We start from the raw sequence: 16,715 nt of genomic DNA, 5'->3' as shown, positions 1-16,715 counted from the left end.
CGTTCACCGGGAGCCGCGGAACTCCGGTCCCTCCACGATCAGGCCGGCGACCAGCGCGCCCGACATCCCGGCGTGCGGCAGCCCCCCGCCGGGGTGCGACCAGCCGCCGACCGTGAACAGCCCCGGCACGCGGGTGCTGTTGGACGGGTGGAGCAGCCGTCCGCCCGCCGCGGCGAGCGCCGGTACGGGCACCGCTCCGCCCTCCGCGCCCGTCGCCTCCGCGATGTCGGCCGGGGTGCGCACCTCGTGCCGGATCAGCCGGTCGCGCAGGCCGGGCACCGCCCGCTCGGCGGCGGTGATCACGCGCTGCGCGTGCTCCTCCAGGCCCGGCCCGGCGCCCCGGGGCACCACCGCGGTGAGGGTGACCGCCTCATGGGCGAGGTCGGGGACCAGCGCCGGGTCGTCGGGCCGCAGGACCGTGACCGTGGGGTGCGCGGGCAGGCTCGCGGGGGAACCGGCCAGGGAGTCCAGCTCGGCCTCCCGGTCCTCCGTGTGCACGACCGTCCGGTGCGGTGTCCCCTCCGGACGCCCTCCGCGCAGCGCCAGCAGCACTGTCAGACGGCTCGCCGTCCCGGTCCTGCCCGGCACCTCGCCGTCCCCCCGCGCCCGGTTCCCCCGGGTCAGCCGGTCCAGCACGGCGGGCGTCACCCCGGCGACCACGTGGTCCGCCTCGGCCACCGTTTCGCCCCCGGAGGCCGGGGAGGGGCCCTCGGCGAACTCCACGCCCGCCGCTCGGCCGTCCTTCTCCAGCACGCCGGTGACCTCGGCGCCGAAGCGGAACTCCACCCCGCGGGCCACACACCGCTCGTACACCGCGCGGGCCAGCTCCCGCATGCCGCCGCGGACGTACCAGGTGCCGAAGGCGTGCTCCATGTAGGGCAGCACCGCCGCGCTCGCCGGGGTGGACCGGGGGTCGAGGCCGTGCTCGAGCGCGTAACTGCCCAGCAGGGAGACCAGCCGGGGGTCGCGCAGCTCCCAGGCGCCGATCTCGGCGAGCGTGCCCGCGGTGCGCGTGCGCAGCAGCTTCCTGTGGGGGACGGCAGGGTAGGGCTCGCGCTCGGCGAGCACCCGCCAGTTGGGCCACAGCGGCTCCTCCAGGAGCGGTCTGCGGCTCCTGTCCCAGGCCTCGCGGGCGCGCACCAGGAAATCGCCCCAGCGCTGTCCGGCGGTGGGGCCGAGGGCCTCCTGCAAGGCGGAGACGACACCCGCGCGGGACGCGTTCGGCAGCGAGACCCGCGTACCGTCCGCGAACACGTGGTGGGACGACGGGTCGACCTGGACCAGGTCGACGCAGGCGTCCAACGGCTCCTTGCCGGTCTTGAGGAACAGATCGCGGTAGACCGCGGGCAGCGGGAGCAGCCCGGGGCCGGTGTCGAACGCGAAGCCGTCCCGCTCCAGCCGGCGCAGCGCGCCGCCGTACGTGTCCGTCCGCTCGTACACCGCCACCCGGTGGCCCGCGACGGCCAGCCGGGCAGCGGCCGCCATCGCGCCCATCCCGGCGCCGATCACCGCAATCCGTGCCATGCCAGGGACTTTATCCGCCCCCGCCGACACCCCGGCCCCGAGTACCGGCGCCCCCGCTCCGGTGACCAGCCGGCGGGACGGCGTCGTGGGGGCGGGTGCGCAGGACTGAGTACCCGTACCTAGTTCCCGAGATGAGTACGCGCGCGGATGGGAGACGACCTGCGGAAACGAGAAAGTGGAGAGCACGGAGAGGGGAACGGCTCCGGAACCGGCGACACGGGGCGCCGGAAACGGACCGGCCCGCGATCCGCTCCTTCCGTCGGCGTCGTCGGCGTCGTCGGCGGGAGCGAGGCACGGGGGACCCGGGGGACGACCGCAACGGGGGTTTTACGGGGGGACGTACAGGGGGAACCGGGGGAACCACGGGGGAGCAGGAAGTGCCGGTCCGGCAGTGGCTCGCGGGGGACGCAGCCACCGTCGGACCGGCGCTTTCGTGCGCGCCGGGGCGCACGCCCGGAGGGCACCGCCCGCCCGGTCGGCTCAGCGGCGGCCGCCCACGCGTCCCTGCAGCATCAGGGAGAGCGCCGCGTGCACCTCGTCCAGGGAGCGCCCCGGCTGGAAGGACTGCCAGTCCAGCGCGGCCACCAGCACCATGCCGACCAGCGCCGCAGCCGTCAGCGGAACGTCGGTCTCCGCGCCGAACTCGCCGCTCTCCACGCCCTCGCGCAGCACGTCCTCGACGACCGCCACGGCCTGCTGCCGGACCACCAGCAGTGTGGACTGCCAGGCCCGGTTGGTGCGCCACAGTTCGGCCACGTACAACTGGGTGAAGGCCGGGTAACGGTCGATGAAGACGAGCCCCGCGCGGATCATCGCGTCCAGCGCGTCGCCCCTGCCGCCGCCCCGGAGGGCCGTCCGGTCGGCCGCCTCCCGCAGCGAGGCGGCGAGGAGCCCGACCCCGTGCCGCAGCAGCTCCTCGAAGAGGACCGACTTGCTCGCGAAGTTGTAGTAGACCGTGCCCTTCGCGACCCCCGCCCGCTCGGCGATCTCGTCCACCGTGGTGGCGGAGAAACCCTGTTCGGCGATGAGGGTGACGGCCGCCTCGTAGAGCTTCTGCCGGGTGGCCTCACGGCGGGCGCCGCCGCGCGACGTGGTGCTGCTGCGTTCCATGGCCCTGATTGTCACAGGGTCGCCGCCCCGCCCCTCCACAGGCTCGGCCCTGGATCGGACTGCCGATGGGAGCGGAGCCTCGTAGAACCCCAGGTCGGAACGGATTGTCAGTGCCATACCGCACGATGAGCGCATACGGCACCCGGTAGCAGGGGATGCCGTCACGAAGACGACAGGAGGTTCGTCATGGCCCACTCCTCCGCAGCCGCCCATCGGCGCCGCGCAACCGGCCCTGCCCCCTCACTGACCGGCCCGGCGGACGACGTCCACCCCGTGCTGCGCCGTGCCACCGCCCCGCCCGCCGCCCTCGACCTGCTCGCCCAGGCCCGTGCCGGACTCGACGAGGCCACCGTCCTCGACACACCCAACGAACGCTATGCGACGGCCCACCTCGCGGCCCTGCGCACCGCCGCCGCCGTGCTCGCCGCGCGGGGGCGGCCCGAGACCTCGCCCCGGGCCCGGAGCCGGATCCGCAGCGCCTGGGACGTGCTCCCCGAGATCGCGCCCGAACTCACCGAGTGGAGCGCCCTGTTCGCTTCGGGCGCCCGGCGCCGCGCGCGGGCCGAGGCGGGCATCCGGGACGCGGCGAGCGGCCGGGACGCCGACGACCTGATACGGGACGTGGCGATGTTCCTGCGTCTGGTGGAGCGGATGCTCGTCCTCCAGCCGGTCCTCCCGCAGCCCCGTACCGACGCGGACCGGGACATGCCCGACGCCGGCTGACCCGCGCGGACGCACCGGCGTCCGCCACCGCGGGGCGGCCCGGGGCGCCGCCCCGCGGTGGCGAGGGAGCATGCCACAGGCAATAGGGTGGAAGGCGCCTGAAGCCTCCACCGTCCTCACCTGTGTCCGGGCGGGGAGGCAGCCCGATCGCTCCGCCGTGGATGAGGCGGTGCCGCGCCGAGGAGTCAACTGCCGTGTCGGACACCCTGCGCCCCCGCGCCGCTCTCCGTACCGCCGTGGTCCAGGAGGTCCTCCAGGACGCCCTGCGACGCCGGGCCGAGGCGACCGGCAGGCCGGCGCTGGACGTCCTCGACACCGGCGGCGGCAGCGGCAACTTCGCGGTGCCCCTGGCCCGTCTCGGCCACCGGGTCACCGTCGTCGACCCCAGTCCCGACGCGCTGTTCGCCCTGGAGCGCCGTGCCGTCGAGGAGGAGGTCGCCGACCGGGTCAAGGGCGTCCAGGGCGATGTGCACGGCCTCTTCGACGTGGTCGAGCGCGGCGGCTACGACGCGGTGCTGTGTCACGGCGTCCTGGAGTACGTCGACGACCCGGCCGAGGGCGTGCGCAACACGGTGGCGGCCCTGCGCCCCGGAGGCGTCCTCAGCCTGCTCGCCGCCGGCCTCGGCGGCGCCGTGCTCGCCCGGGCCCTCGCCGGTCACTTCAAGGAGGCCCGGCAGGCGCTCGACGACCCGAACGGCCGATGGGGCACGGCCGACCCCGTACCGCGCCGCTTCACCGTCGACCAGCTCACCGGTCTGGTCGAGGACGCGGGGCTGCGGGTCGGCGCCGTGCACGGGGTGCGGGTCTTCGCCGATCTCGTCCCCGGCGTGCTCGTGGACACCGAGCCCGGGGCCCTGGACGCGCTGCTGAGGCTGGAGGCCGCGGCGGCGGAACTCGACGCCTTCCACTCCGTGGCCACCCAACTCCATGTGCTCGGTGAGGCGCGGGGGACCGCCGGGGCCTGAGTGATCGCCTGGGACGCGTCGCTGATCAGCGACGCGTCCCTCGGCCCGCCCGTCCATGGAGTGCGCCACAGGCCCCCCGAATGGCGGCGGGGCACCGTATGATCGAGGGAGACCGTCCGGCATGACGGCTCGGCCATCGGGGAATGAGAAGTCTCGAGCGGCCGGGGACGCGCATGGCGGGTTCCGGACGGCCGATTGGCGCAGAGGGGCGGGTTTCACGGGGTCGATTCCCCGCCTATCCTGAAGGGACCCCCCGGGTCGCCCCGGCGACTTGCACGATGAGGAGGACGCCGTGCCGCTCTCGGAGCACGAGCAGCGCATGCTCGAGCAAATGGAGCGAGCGCTGTACGCCGAAGATCCCAAGTTCGCGTCGGCGCTCGAGGGAAGTGGCCTGCGTACGTACACCCGTCGGCGGGTCTACCAGGCGGTCGCGGGCTTCCTCGTAGGTATTGCGCTCCTCATGGCCGGAATGGTCGCCCAGCAGGTCTGGCTCAGTGTGGTGGGCTTCCTCGTCATGCTGGGCTGCGCGGTTCTCGCCGTGACGGGCTGGCGCAAGGCCCCCAAGCCCGGTGAGCAGGCCGTCGGAGCCGAGGGCTCCACGGGTCTGCCGCACTCCGGCCGGCAGGGCAGGCAGCGACGCTCCGTGATGAACCGCATAGAGGAGCGCTGGCAGCGCCGCCGCGACGAACAGGGCGGACAGTAGCTCCCGCCCCGGCTTCCGCAGACAGCTCCAGGACGCCCGAGAACTGAGAACACGGATCAGGGGGTGGCCACCGACCCGGTGGCCACCCCCTGATCCGTGTCCGCGCCGGGGCCCGGAGGCGAAAGGGCCGCACAGCTCCACTGCACCCCTGCCGCCGCGGGACCCCGCAAGGGATCCCGCGGCGGTTTCCGCTAGGTGGACCGCCGCCAGGTGGGCCACGCGGGCCGCCATGTCGGCCGCAGCGCGAGGGCGCGTTCCCGGACGTCGGCCCACCGGGCCGACACCGACCACACCACCCGCACCGTGGAGCGCGGGGCGAACAGCGCGCGCAGCCGCGTGCCACGACCGGCCACGGACCGCAGTCCGGCCGTCACCCGGCGCACGTCGTCCGCCGACCCCACCGCGGGACGCGGCCGCGGTGCGTAGAGGACCTGCTCCATGGCGTCCGCCACCCGGTGCGCCGAGGCCGCGGCGTCCGGGTCGAGCCGGCCGAGCCGGACGATCCGGGCCGCCGCCCTGCGCGGGGTCAGCGACTCGTCCGGGGAGATGCCGAAGTCCCACGCGGTGTCGGTCAGCTCGTCCCAGACGGCCAGGACGTGCGCGGCCGCGTCCGCCTCCGAACGGCCGTGCGCGCCCAGGCGTGCCGCCCGGGTCCGCAGCCGCCACAGCACCGGTGCCAGCGGCAGCACCAGGACGGTGAGACCCGCCAGCGCCCACGCCGCCACCGTGTACCACGGGGGACCGCCGCCGTCCGTGGGCAGCGCCGCCGCCGGCACCTCGCTCTCGCAGCCACCGTCCAGCCTCCGCTGCTCCAGCGTGCAGCCCTCGCGTGAGGACGGGGCGGCCGAGGGCTCCGAGGACGCTGCCTCGGACGGCCGGGCCGGATCGGGCACCGTGCTGTCCGAGGTGTCCGGCGCGGTGTACGCGGGCGCCGAACCACGGGTGGGGGTCGGCTCGAAGCGGGTCCAGCCCACGCCCTCGAAGTACAGCTCCGGCCAGGCGTGGGCGTCCCGCAGCCCCACCGACACCGAGCCGTCCGGCTGCGGGGTGCCGGGCGCGAAGCCCACCGCGACGCGGGCGGGCATGTCCAGCGACCGGGCCATCGAGGCCATGGCGAAGGAGAAGTGGACGCAGAAGCCCTCCTTGTCCCTCAGGAAGCGGGCGATCGCCTGCGAGCCGCTGCCGACGGCGACCTCGGTGTCGTACCTGAAGCCGCCGGTCGAGGCGAAGTACTCCTGGAGCTCGACCGCCCGCTCGTAGTCGTTCGCCGCCCCCTCGGTGACCCGACGGGCGGTCCGGGACACCAGCGCGGGCAGCGAGTCCGGCAGCTCGGTGTAGTCCCGCTTCAGGGCGGCCGACGGCGCCGACGCGTCGGCCAGCTGCTCCGCCGTGGGCCGCACGTCGAGACTGCGCACGCTGTACGTCAGCCCCCGGGTGTTCTGGCCGTGGTCGCCGACCAGCGTCATCCCGACGGGCTCGTAGCGCCAGTCCCCCCTGATGTCCACCCCGCTCGGCGGATACGGCATCGGCAGCCAGTCCTGCCCGTACCAGTCGGCGGTCGACACCGTCGTGGCGATCTCCGTGCGCTCGACGTCCCGGCCGAGGCCGGCCGGGGTCGGGAAGCCACCGGCGGGCACGGTGGTGATGGACCGCTTGGACGGCTTCCAGGTGGTGCCGTCGAAGTCGTCCAGGGAGACGATCCGCAGATACAGGTCCGAGACGTCCTCCATCTCGGTCCGCACGGACAGGACCTGGCGGTCCTCGTCCACGTTCAACGAGTCGCGCAGCGACACCAGCGGGTTCACCGCGGAGATCGTGCCGCCCCCACCGGCGCCCGAGCCGGCGCCCGAGCCCGCCGGGTCCAGCAGACCGCCGTCCATCGTGGGCAGGGCGAGCGGCGCCACCAGGGCGACGCCCACCGCCAGCAGCCCGATCCGCCGACCGGTGCGCACCGGGGAGGAGACCCCGCCCGACTCGGCGGCCGGGCCCCGCGCCGCCCCGCCGAACACCCGCCCCCACTGGGAGAGCCGGTCCCGCCCCTCCGCGAGGAGCAGCGCCAGATAGCCGACCGCCGCCAGCAGGAACCACAGCCAGCCGTCGCCGCCGCCGTCGGACAGCCCCGCGGCCACCGAGTACAGCGCGAGCAGCGGAAGCCCGGCCGGGGCCGCGCTGCGGAAGGTCACCGCGAGGGTGTCCACCAGCAGCCCGATCAGCAGGACCCCGCTGATCAGCATCAGCCGGATGCCGTCGGACAACGGCGCCGGTATCGCGTAACGGCCGACGTCGGTGCCGCCCTGTTCGAACAGTTCGGCGAAGAAGCGGAAGGCGTCAGGCCCCGGAACCAGGCCGGCGAACGCGTGCTCACGCGCGAACACCAGCGTCAGCAGCACGAGCGCCACCAGCACCTGCACGGCCACGGTCAGCGGACGGGCCAGCGGCACCCGCCGGGCCAGCGCGCCCGCACCGGACTGCACGGCCAGCAGGAGGGCCGCCTGCACGATCCAGGAAGCCGGCCCGACCAGGGGCAGCAGTGCGCACGCGGCCAGCAGCGTGGCCGCCCACGAGGCCAGTGTCAGCCGTAGTCGTCCGCTCACCCTGCTCCCTCCCCACCGCGTGCCGCCGCCAGATCGGACCGCTCCCGGCCGACCAGCCGCCACTGCTCCTCCAGGGAGGCGCCCCGCGGCACGCTCACGGCCGTCCAGCCCGCTTCGCGCAGCATCCGCAGCCGCTCCCCGCCCCCGCCCAACGGACCGGACACGTCCGACGGTTCCCGCAGCCAGGTCCCGCTGTCCAGCACGAAGGCGACGGCGCCCCCGATGCGCTGCCGCATCCGGGCGAGCACCGCGGCCTGCTCCTCGTCGAGATCGCCGAGGAAGGCCACCAGCAGCCCCTCGTTCCCACCGCGGACCATGTCGTACGCCCGGGACAGGCCCGCCCCGTCGGAGGGGTCGACCAGGGCGAGGGCGTCCATCATCAGGCCGGCCGTGTCCGCCGACTCCTGGCTCGCGCCCGCGAACCCGTCGGGCCCCTCGCCCGGCACCGAGTCGCCGGTGTCGGTCAGCAGCCGCACCGAGAAACCCCGCTCCAGCATGTGCATCAGGACGGAGGCCGCACCCGACACCGCCCACTCGAACGCCGAGTCGGGACCCGCGCCGTCGTAGGCGACGGCGCGGGTGTCCAGCAGCACCGTGCAGCGGGCCCGCTGCGGCTGCTCCTCGCGGCGGACCATCAGCTCGCCGTAGCGCGCGGTGGAACGCCAGTGCACCCGGCGCAGATCGTCGCCGTGGCGGTAGCCGCGCGGGATCACGTCGTCCTCGCCGGCCAGCGCCAGCGAACGCTGCCGTCCGTCGCCGTGCCCCTTCGCCTCACCGCTCAGCCGTACCGGCGGCAGCGGCTCCACGCGCGGGATCACCGTCAGCGTGTCGTACGTCGAGAAGGACCGGGTCAGCTCGCACATCCCGAACGGGTCGGACAGCCGCAGCTGCAGCGGGCCGAGCGGATAGCGGCCGCGCAGGTCGGAGCGGACCCGGTAGGACACCTCGCGGCGGCCGCCCGCCTCCATCCGGTCCAGCACGAACCGGGGGCGCGGCCCGAGCACGTAGGGCACCCGGTCCTGGAGCATCAGCAGGCCCGTGGGCATGCGGGAGACGTTGTCCATCCGCAGGTGCACCCGCGCCTCGGAGCCGGCGGGCACCCGCGCGGGGGAGAGCCGGCGGCTGCCCGCGACCCGGTGGCGGGTGCGGTAGAGCACGCCCGCGCACATCAGCGGCAGCACCGCCAGCAGCAGCCCGACCCGCAGCAGATCGCTCTGCCCGAGCACATAGGCGCAGACCGTGGCGGCCACACCGGCGGCCAGGAAGGAGCGCCCACGGGTGGTCAGCCCGGCCAGAGCCGTGCGCAGACCCCCCCTGTCACCGCGGTCGCCCTCCGCGCGGGCGGATCCCGCGGTGCTCATCACAGCCTCCGCGGCTGGTGCCGGCCGTACCCCAGGCCGCCCCGGCCCAGACCGATCCCGGCCTGGGCCGGGGCCTCGGTGGGCACCGGGGTGCGCTGCAGGATCTCCTGGACCACCTGCTCCGCGGTGCGGCGGTTGAGCTGGGCCTGGGCGGTGGGCAGCAGCCGGTGCGCCAGCACGGCCACGGCGAGCGCCTGCACGTCGTCCGGCAGGGCGTAATCCCGGCCGTTCAGCGCCGCGGACGCCTTCGCCGCGCGCAGCAGGTGCAGGGTTGCGCGCGGCGAGGCGCCGAGTCTGAGGTCGGGGTGCGTGCGGGTGGCGGCGACCAGCTCCACCACGTACCGGCGTATCGGCTCGGCGACGTAGACGTCGCGCACCGTCTCGATCAGCTTCAGGATCTCGTGCGCGTGGGCCACCGGCTGGAGGTCCTCCAGCGGAGAGAGCCCGCCGTGCACGTCCAGCATCTGCAGCTCGGCCTCCGCGCTCGGGTAGCCGACCGAGACCCGGGCCATGAACCGGTCGCGCTGGGCCTCGGGCAGCGGATAGGTGCCCTCCATCTCGACCGGGTTCTGCGTCGCCACCACCATGAAGGGGCTGGGCAGCTCGTAGGTCCTGCCGTCGATGGTGACCTGGCGCTCCTCCATCGACTCCAGGAGCGCGGACTGCGTCTTCGGCGACGCGCGGTTGATCTCGTCGCCGATCACCACCTGCGCGAAGATGGCGCCCGGCTTGAACTCGAACTCCTGCTGCTGCTGGTCCCAGATGGAGACGCCGGTGATGTCCGACGGCAGCAGGTCCGGTGTGAACTGGATGCGCCGCACCGAACAGTCGATGGACCGCGCCAGCGCCTTGGCCAGCATCGTCTTGCCGACTCCCGGAACGTCCTCGATGAGCAGATGTCCCTCGGCGAGCAGCACGGTCAGCGAGAGCCGTACGACCTCGGGCTTGCCCTCGATCACGCTCTCCACCGAATCCCGCACCCGCTCGATCACGGCGGTCAGGTCATCCCCCACGCTGGGCTGCGCTCGCGTGGGGGAACCCCCAAGGCTCGCTCGATCGTCATAGGTCGGCACCCGGCCCTCCTCGGCCTTCCCCCTCGCTCCCAAGGAACAAGGGCCCCAAACGTCCGGGCCGGCACCTTGCTGTGCGGCCCGGCTCACCCCGAATCACGGACACCGCGCGGGAAAGGTTCCGCACGGCACCACTCCCGCATTCTTGCCGCCGTTACCGATTCGTGTCACTCGCCTGTGGACAACCGGCGGCGATATGTCGGGCCGTGCGGCCTTTGTGGAACCGAGGTCCGGTCGCTCTCGGGGCGGGGCAGCAGGTCAGGCGGGGTCGATCTCGCGCAGCAGGCCGGTCTTCACGTCGAAGACGAACCCCCGCACGTCGTCGGTGTGCAGCAGGAACGGCGAGGTGCGCACCCGCTGCATCGACTGCCGTACGTCCTGGTCGACGTCGCGGAAGGACTCCACGGCCCAGGCCGGACGCTGGCCGACCTCCATCTCCAGCTCGTGCCGGAACTCCTCGGTGATGGCCTCCAGGCCGCAGTTGGTGTGGTGGATGAGCACCACGCTGCGGGTGCCCAGTGCGCGCTGGCTGATGGTCAGCGACCGGATCACGTCGTCGGTGACCACACCGCCCGCGTTGCGGACGGTGTGGCAGTCGCCGAGCTCGAGGCCGAGCGCGGCGTGCAGGTCGAGCCGGGCGTCCATGCAGGCCACCACGGCCACGCGCAGAACGGGGCGGGCGTCCATCCCGGGATCGGTGAAGGCGCCGGCGTACTGCTGGTTGGCGTCGACCAGCCGGTCGGTGACCGTGCCGTGGCCGAGCGTCGCGCTTCCGGAACTCGCGGGAACCGATGCAGAAGTCGTCATAGCCATGACGTTACTGGCCACGTGCTCTCCGGTCCTGCTGTGAGACAGGACAAAGAACGTCATCATGCTTTGGAGTGAGATGACCCACAAGGGTGGCGTGATCCTCCTCGTACGGGTGGTTTCCCTCGGCGCGGGGTGTCGCCGGGCCGGGGGCCGCGCCGCACAGGCCGGTTGATTGACCGGGCGAAACCGTGGACTAAAGTGACGCGGAGCGGGAGGCGAGACCCTCCCCGCTGCACTGATTTCCCCCGGAGACCCGGGCAGCGTCCCGGAGATCCCCCGCGTGCGCTGCGCGTACGTACGGCTCGGCCTCCTCCCGTTCCCGGCCGGCCGACGCCTCCGGCGCCGGCAGGCTGCCCCGTCCACACCGGGGGAGGGGCGGGGACCCGGCGGTGCGTCACGGCCGCGCCGGACCTTGAGAGGGCCCAGATCCAATGGGGCGCGAAGCGTTTGCGAACACGGGCGGGCAGAGTCGGCACGTCCCGGTGATGCTCCGGCGGTGCCTGGACCTGCTGGCGCCCGCCCTGGAGCGGCCGGGCGCGGTGGTCGTCGACTGCACCCTCGGTCTGGGCGGCCACAGCGAGGCCCTGCTGACGCGGTTCCCCGAGGCGCGGCTGGTCGCCCTGGACCGGGACAAGGAGGCCCTGCGCCTGTCCGGCGAGCGGCTCGCCCCGTTCGGCGAGCGCGCCACCCTGGTGCACGCCGTCTACGACGAACTCCCCGAGGTGCTCGACCGGCTCGGCATCGCGCGCGTGCAGGGCGTCCTGTTCGACCTGGGGGTCTCCTCCATGCAGCTCGACGAGGCCGACCGTGGCTTCGCCTACGCCCAGGACGCCCCGCTCGACATGCGCATGGACCAGACGACCGGCGTCAGCGCCGCCGAGGTCCTCAACACCTACCCGCCCGGTGAACTCGTCCGCATCCTGCGTGCCTACGGCGAGGAGAAGCAGGCCAAGCGGATCGTGGCCGCGGTGGTGCGCGAGCGGGAGAAGGAGCCGTTCACCACCAGCGCACGCCTGGTCGAGCTGATCCGGGACGCGCTTCCCCAGGCCGCCAAACGCACCGGCGGCAATCCGGCGAAGCGCACCTTCCAGGCCCTGCGGATCGAGGTCAACGGTGAACTCTCCGTACTGGAGCGGGCCGTCCCGGCCGCGGTGAAGGCGCTCGACGTCGGTGGCCGGATCGCCGTGCTGTCGTACCACTCCCTGGAGGACCGGCTGGTCAAGCAGGTGTTCGCGGCGGGCGCCGCCACCACCGCGCCCGCCGGGCTGCCCGTCGTTCCCGAGCGCTACCAGCCCCGGCTCAAGCTGCTCACGCGCGGTGCCGAACTTCCCACCGAGGAGGAGATCGCCGAGAACCGGCGGGCCGCACCCGCACGGCTGCGGGGCGCCCAGCGGATCAGGGAGCACCTTGAACGAGACGTGTGAGGCCGAGGGGCGCGTGCGGCGGTCACGACGCGTGAACCCGGCGCCGTGCGGGCCATGCGGGTGCGGAAGGCAGGCGAACCCAGGGGAGCGTGAGTGAGCAGGAAACCCGAACTGCCCGAACTGAAGGGGAGGGCGGCCCGTCTCGCGGGTCTCCTCCCCACGGGACGGGCCCAGGCGGCCCGCACCCCCTTCGTGCTGCTCGTCGTCCTTCTCCTGGGCGGCGGCCTGATCGGGCTCCTGGTGCTGAACTCGGCCCTCAGCGAGGGAGCCTTCGAACTCGACGACCTCAAGCGGGAGACGAAGAGCCTCACCGACGAGGAACAGGCCCTGCAGCGGGACATCGACGCCTACTCCGCCCCTGACGCCCTGCAGCGCCGCGCACGCGAACTCGGCATGGTGCCCGGCGGCGACCCCGCCTTCCTGAACCCCGACGGCAAGGTCGAGGGCGCCCCGACCCCCGCCTCCGCCGCCCGCGCCCCCCTGGTGATCCCGCCCGAGGCACTGGCCACCGCGACGGTCCCGCCCCCCTACGCGGTGGCGAGCATCGCGGCCGTCGCCCCGACCCCCGCGGCCGCGCCCGCATCGACTCCCGGCAGGTGACGGAAGTGGCCGACAACGCCGGAAACACCGGAAAAGCCGGGAAATCAGCCAGGCAGCCGCCGCGCCGCCGCGTGCCCGGACCCGCCGGGCCCGCCCGCCCGGGCGCCCGGCAGCGCCCCGGGCCCGGCCACCGCCCGGCCCGCCGCCCCGCACCCCGCCCGGCGGCCCCGAAGGCCCTCCGGCTGGGCAGCCCGCGCCCCCGTCTGCGCCTCGCCGGCCTGGCCCTGACCCTCGTCCTGGGCGTCTTCGTCGTACGCCTGCTCCAGGTGCAGGCCGTCGAGGCCGACACCCATGCGGCGAAGGCCGGGCAGAACCTCCAGGTGGGCCAGGTGCTGGACGCCGAGCGCGGCGAGATCACCGACCGCAACGGCATCGCCCTGGCGACCAGCGAGGACGCCTACGACATCACCGCCGACCCCACGATGTTCGCCCCCGACCAGCTGGAGATCGCCGACGGCCCCGAACAGGCCGCCGCCCTCCTCGCCCCGATCCTCGGCCAGGACCAGGACAGGCTGGTCGAGAAGCTGCGGCCGGACAACAAGGCCCTGCGCTACGTCAAACTCGCGAGCCGCCAGACCCCGCAGGTCTGGAAGCAGATCAAGGACCTGAAGGCCGCGCTGGCGAAGAAGGCGGAGACCGACACGTCCTCGGTCAACGTCCTCGCGGGTGTCCTGTCCGTGCCCACCAGCAAGCGGGTCTACCCGAACAACGAACTCGCCGCCGGGATACTGGGCTGGGTCAACGCCGAGGGCAAGGGCGGCGGAGGCATCGAACTCCAGCTGGAGAAACGGCTCGCCGGTGAGGACGGCAGCATCCGCTTCGTCCAGTCCGGCGGCCGTCTGGTGCCGACCGCGGGGTCCAGCGAGACACCGGCCGTGCCCGGCAGCGACGTCGAGCTCACCATCGACCGCGACATCCAGTGGGCCGCGCAGAACGCCATCAGCGAGCAGGTCGAGGAGTCCGCGGCCGACCGCGGCTACGTCATCGTCCAGGACACCCGCACCGGCGAGGTCCTCGCCATGGCCAACGCGCCCGGGTTCGATCCGGGCGACCTCTCCGACGCCGACCCGGCGGCGCTCGGCAACGCGGCCCTCCAGGACGCCTTCGAGCCCGGATCCACCGCCAAGGTCATGTCGATGGCGGCCGTGCTGGAGGAGGGCGCGGCCACCCCGCGCACGCACGTCGTCGTGCCCAACCGGCTGCACCGCGGCGACCGGCTGTTCAAGGACGACGTGGACCACCCGACCTGGTACCTGACGCTCAACGGGGTGCTCGCCAAGTCCAGCAACATCGGCACCATCCTGGCCACCGGCCAGCTCGGCAAGACCCAGGCCCAGGCCAACAAGGTCCTCCACGACTACCTGCGCAAGTTCGGCCTCGGCGACCACACCGGACTCGGCTTCCCCGGCGAGACCAAGGGCATCCTCGCCCCACCCGGCGCCTGGTCGACCTCCCAGCAGTACACGATTCCTTTCGGCCAGGGCGTGTCCGTCAACGCCATGCAGGCCGCGTCCGTCTACTCGACCATCGCCAACGGCGGCGTACGCATCGAACCCACGCTCGTACGCGGCACCAAGGGGCCCGACGGACGCTTCACCCCCGCCCCGGAGCCCGAGAAGTCGCGGGTGGTCAGCGAGAAGACGGCGAAGACCCTCGCCCGGATGCTGGAGTCGGTCGTGGACGACGAGGAGGGCACCGGAACCAAGGCGCGCATCCCCGGCTACCGGGTCGCGGGGAAGACGGGCACGGCCAACCGCGTGGATCCGGCCACCGGCAAGTACCACGGCTACACCTCCTCCTTCGCCGGGTTCGCACCCGCCGACAAACCCCGGATCACCGTCTACTGCGCCATCCAGAACGCCACCGAGGGCAGTTACTTCGGCGGCCAGATCTGCGGACCCGTCTACAAGAAGGTCATGGAGTTCGCCCTCAAGACCCTCCAGGTACCGCCGACCGGTGCCGCACCGGCCAACCTCCCGGTCACCTTCACACGCTGACCGGCCGCGAACCCCTCGCGTCCGGCCGGCACGGAACCACCCAGGAACAGCCCGTGACAACGATCACCCCCGATCCCGGGAACCGGGACACCCCCCGCCGTGGACCGGACCCCTCGTCCACCCCGCCCACCCCGTCGTCCCCGCCGGACGGAGCCGCGGACGAACCCCGCTTTGGCTCCGCGGCGGGTGCGCCCGGTACGCTCACCGCCGTGCCACACGCTGATCAGTCGCAAACCACCCAGAAGGGTCAACCCGTGACATTTCCCGGGCCGCCCCGGCCGGCGCGGGTCTCCGCCACACCCCTCGCGGAACTCGCCGGTCAACTGGGTGTCGCCGCACCGCCCCGGACCGCCGACGTCACGGGCATCACCCATGACTCGCGCGCCGTACGCCCCGGCGACCTGTACGCCGCCCTCCCCGGCGCCCGCGCGCACGGCGCCGACTTCGTCACCCAGGCGGCGGGCCTCGGCGCGGTCGCCGTGCTCACCGACCCGAGCGGCGCCGAACGCGTCGCCGCGGCCGGGCTGCCCGCGCTGGTGGTCGACGACCCCCGCGGGGAGATGGGCGAGCTGGCGGCCACGATCTACGGCCACCCGGGACGCGATCTGCTCCAGATCGGCATCACCGGCACCTCCGGCAAGACCACCACCGCCTATCTCGTCGAGGGGGGCCTCAGGGCCGTCCACAGCACGGACGAGGGGGGCCGGCCCGGGGCGCCGTCGGGCGAGGGCGGTGGCGGGCGACGGGTGGGGCTGATCGGCACCGTCGAGATGCGCGTGGGGGACGAGCGCATCAAGTCCGAGCGCACTACGCCGGAAGCCACCGACCTGCAGGCCCTGTTCGCCGTCATGCGCGAACGCGGGGTCGAAGCGGTCGCCATGGAGGTCTCCAGCCACGCCCTGGTGCTGGGCCGGGTGGACGCCTGTGTCTTCGACATCGCCGTCTTCACCAACCTCAGCCCGGAACACATGGAGTTCCACTCCGACATGGAGGACTACTTCGCGGCCAAGGCGCGCCTGTTCACCCCGCAGCGCAGCCGGCTCGCGGTGGTCAACGCCGACGACGAGTACGGCCGCCGCCTCACCAAGGAGGCCGGCGTCCCCGTCATCACCTACTCCGCGGAGGGGCACCCCGACGCCGACTGGCGCGCCGAGGACGTCGAGGTCGGTCCGGCCGACTCGACGTTCACCGTGATCGGGCCCGAGAACGAGCGGATCACCGCCCGGTCGCCGCTGCCGGGCCCGTTCAACGTGGCCAACACCCTCGCCGCGATCGTCGCCCTGGCCGCCGCCGGACTCGACCCGCAGGCCGCCGCCGACGGGGTCGCCGCCGTCCCGGGCGTGCCCGGCCGGCTGGAGCGGGTGGACGAGGGCCAGCCGTACCTCGCGGTGGTCGACTACGCCCACAAGACCGACGCCGTCGAGTCGGTGCTGCGCGCCCTGCGCAGGGTCACCGAGGGCAAGGTGCACGTGGTGCTCGGTTGCGGCGGCGACCGGGACGTCACCAAGCGCGAGCCGATGGGCGCCGCGGCGGCCCGGCTCGCCGACACCGCCGTACTGACCTCAGACAACCCCCGCTCCGAGGACCCCCTCGCCATCCTCGCCGCCATGCTCCAGGGCGCGGCCTCCGTGCCCGCCCACGAGCGCGGCGAGGTGCAGGTCTTCGAGGACCGGGCCGCGGCGATCGCCGCGGCCGTCGCCCGCGCACAGCCCGGCGACGCCGTGCTGGTCGCGGGCAAGGGCCACGAGCAGGGACAGGACATCGCCGGGGTGGTGCGTCCCTTCGACGACCGCCAGGTGCTCCGCGAAGCTATCCAGCAGACCCAGGGATGAAC

General features: G+C 73.8%; 13 protein-coding genes. 7 read left to right on the top strand and 6 right to left on the bottom strand.

Going from position 1 to position 16,715, the window contains the following annotated elements; genetic code table 11:
* Positions 1-3 precede the first annotated feature (3 nt).
* Together ACWEQO_RS01570 and ACWEQO_RS01565 are read right to left on the bottom strand one after the other, a co-directional pair.
* Positions 4-1,524, bottom strand: a complete 1,521-nt coding sequence (locus ACWEQO_RS01570; protein WP_452977670.1) for a phytoene desaturase family protein — start codon at positions 1,522-1,524, stop codon at positions 4-6.
* Positions 1,525-2,004: 480 nt separating this feature from the next.
* Positions 2,005-2,634 (bottom strand): TetR/AcrR family transcriptional regulator, encoded by a 630-nt coding sequence (locus tag ACWEQO_RS01565; protein ID WP_361450488.1) that lies wholly within the window; start codon positions 2,632-2,634, stop codon positions 2,005-2,007.
* 186 nt (positions 2,635-2,820) lie between these two features.
* Here ACWEQO_RS01565 and ACWEQO_RS01560 point away from each other — a divergent pair, with 186 nt between their 5' ends.
* The 3 genes from ACWEQO_RS01560 to ACWEQO_RS01550 all read left to right on the top strand — a co-directional run bounded on the left by ACWEQO_RS01560 (position 2,821) and on the right by ACWEQO_RS01550 (position 5,025).
* Positions 2,821-3,357 carry an SAV_6107 family HEPN domain-containing protein gene (locus ACWEQO_RS01560; RefSeq protein ID WP_361450491.1) on the top strand — a complete coding sequence of 179 codons (537 nt, stop codon included), beginning with the start codon at positions 2,821-2,823 and terminating at the stop codon, positions 3,355-3,357.
* A 194-nt stretch (positions 3,358-3,551) separates the two neighbouring features.
* Positions 3,552-4,322 (top strand): methyltransferase, encoded by a 771-nt coding sequence (locus tag ACWEQO_RS01555; RefSeq protein WP_452977666.1) that lies wholly within the window; start codon positions 3,552-3,554, stop codon positions 4,320-4,322.
* Positions 4,323-4,614: 292 nt separating this feature from the next.
* A complete protein-coding gene (locus ACWEQO_RS01550; RefSeq protein WP_361450497.1) occupies positions 4,615-5,025 on the top strand; it encodes a DUF3040 domain-containing protein in 411 nt (136 codons plus the stop codon).
* A gap of 191 nt (positions 5,026-5,216) precedes the next feature.
* On the opposite strand, the gene ACWEQO_RS01545 is transcribed toward ACWEQO_RS01550, so the two are convergent.
* The 4 genes from ACWEQO_RS01545 to ACWEQO_RS01530 all read right to left on the bottom strand — a co-directional run bounded on the left by ACWEQO_RS01545 (position 5,217) and on the right by ACWEQO_RS01530 (position 10,857).
* Positions 5,217-7,619: a transglutaminase TgpA family protein gene (locus tag ACWEQO_RS01545; protein WP_452977663.1), complete on the bottom strand. Its 2,403-nt coding sequence runs from the start codon at positions 7,617-7,619 to the stop codon at positions 5,217-5,219.
* Positions 7,616-8,980 carry a DUF58 domain-containing protein gene (locus ACWEQO_RS01540; protein ID WP_361450503.1) on the bottom strand — a complete coding sequence of 455 codons (1,365 nt, stop codon included), beginning with the start codon at positions 8,978-8,980 and terminating at the stop codon, positions 7,616-7,618. The genes ACWEQO_RS01545 and ACWEQO_RS01540 overlap by 4 nt, the downstream gene beginning before the upstream one ends.
* On the bottom strand, positions 8,980-10,053 hold the full coding sequence (locus tag ACWEQO_RS01535) for an AAA family ATPase (RefSeq protein ID WP_452977660.1): 1,074 nt from the start codon (positions 10,051-10,053) through the stop codon (positions 8,980-8,982). The genes ACWEQO_RS01540 and ACWEQO_RS01535 overlap by 1 nt, the downstream gene beginning before the upstream one ends.
* Before the next feature lie 255 nt (positions 10,054-10,308).
* Complete coding sequence (locus ACWEQO_RS01530) at positions 10,309-10,857, bottom strand: beta-class carbonic anhydrase (protein ID WP_361450509.1); 549 nt, start codon at positions 10,855-10,857, stop codon at positions 10,309-10,311.
* 434 nt (positions 10,858-11,291) lie between these two features.
* Between ACWEQO_RS01530 and rsmH the strand changes: the two genes are divergently transcribed.
* From rsmH to ACWEQO_RS01510, 4 genes are all read left to right on the top strand, one after another.
* Positions 11,292-12,284: a 16S rRNA (cytosine(1402)-N(4))-methyltransferase RsmH gene (gene rsmH / locus ACWEQO_RS01525; protein ID WP_361450512.1), complete on the top strand. Its 993-nt coding sequence runs from the start codon at positions 11,292-11,294 to the stop codon at positions 12,282-12,284.
* A gap of 93 nt (positions 12,285-12,377) precedes the next feature.
* The gene (locus ACWEQO_RS01520; RefSeq protein ID WP_361450515.1) at positions 12,378-12,884 is read left to right on the top strand and encodes a septum formation initiator family protein; all 507 of its coding nucleotides are present in this window, start codon (positions 12,378-12,380) and stop codon (positions 12,882-12,884) included.
* Positions 12,881-14,881 (top strand): peptidoglycan D,D-transpeptidase FtsI family protein, encoded by a 2,001-nt coding sequence (locus ACWEQO_RS01515; protein ID WP_452977655.1) that lies wholly within the window; start codon positions 12,881-12,883, stop codon positions 14,879-14,881. The genes ACWEQO_RS01520 and ACWEQO_RS01515 overlap by 4 nt, the downstream gene beginning before the upstream one ends.
* 254 nt (positions 14,882-15,135) lie before the next feature.
* Entirely contained in the window at positions 15,136-16,713 is a 1,578-nt protein-coding gene (locus ACWEQO_RS01510) for a UDP-N-acetylmuramoyl-L-alanyl-D-glutamate--2,6-diaminopimelate ligase (RefSeq protein WP_361450518.1), read from the top strand.
* Positions 16,714-16,715 lie beyond the last annotated feature (2 nt).

The organism is Streptomyces sp. NPDC004051, from assembly GCF_053604275.1.
Note: the sequence above shows the minus strand (reverse complement) of the source record. Positions and strands in the feature narration are given on the sequence as shown.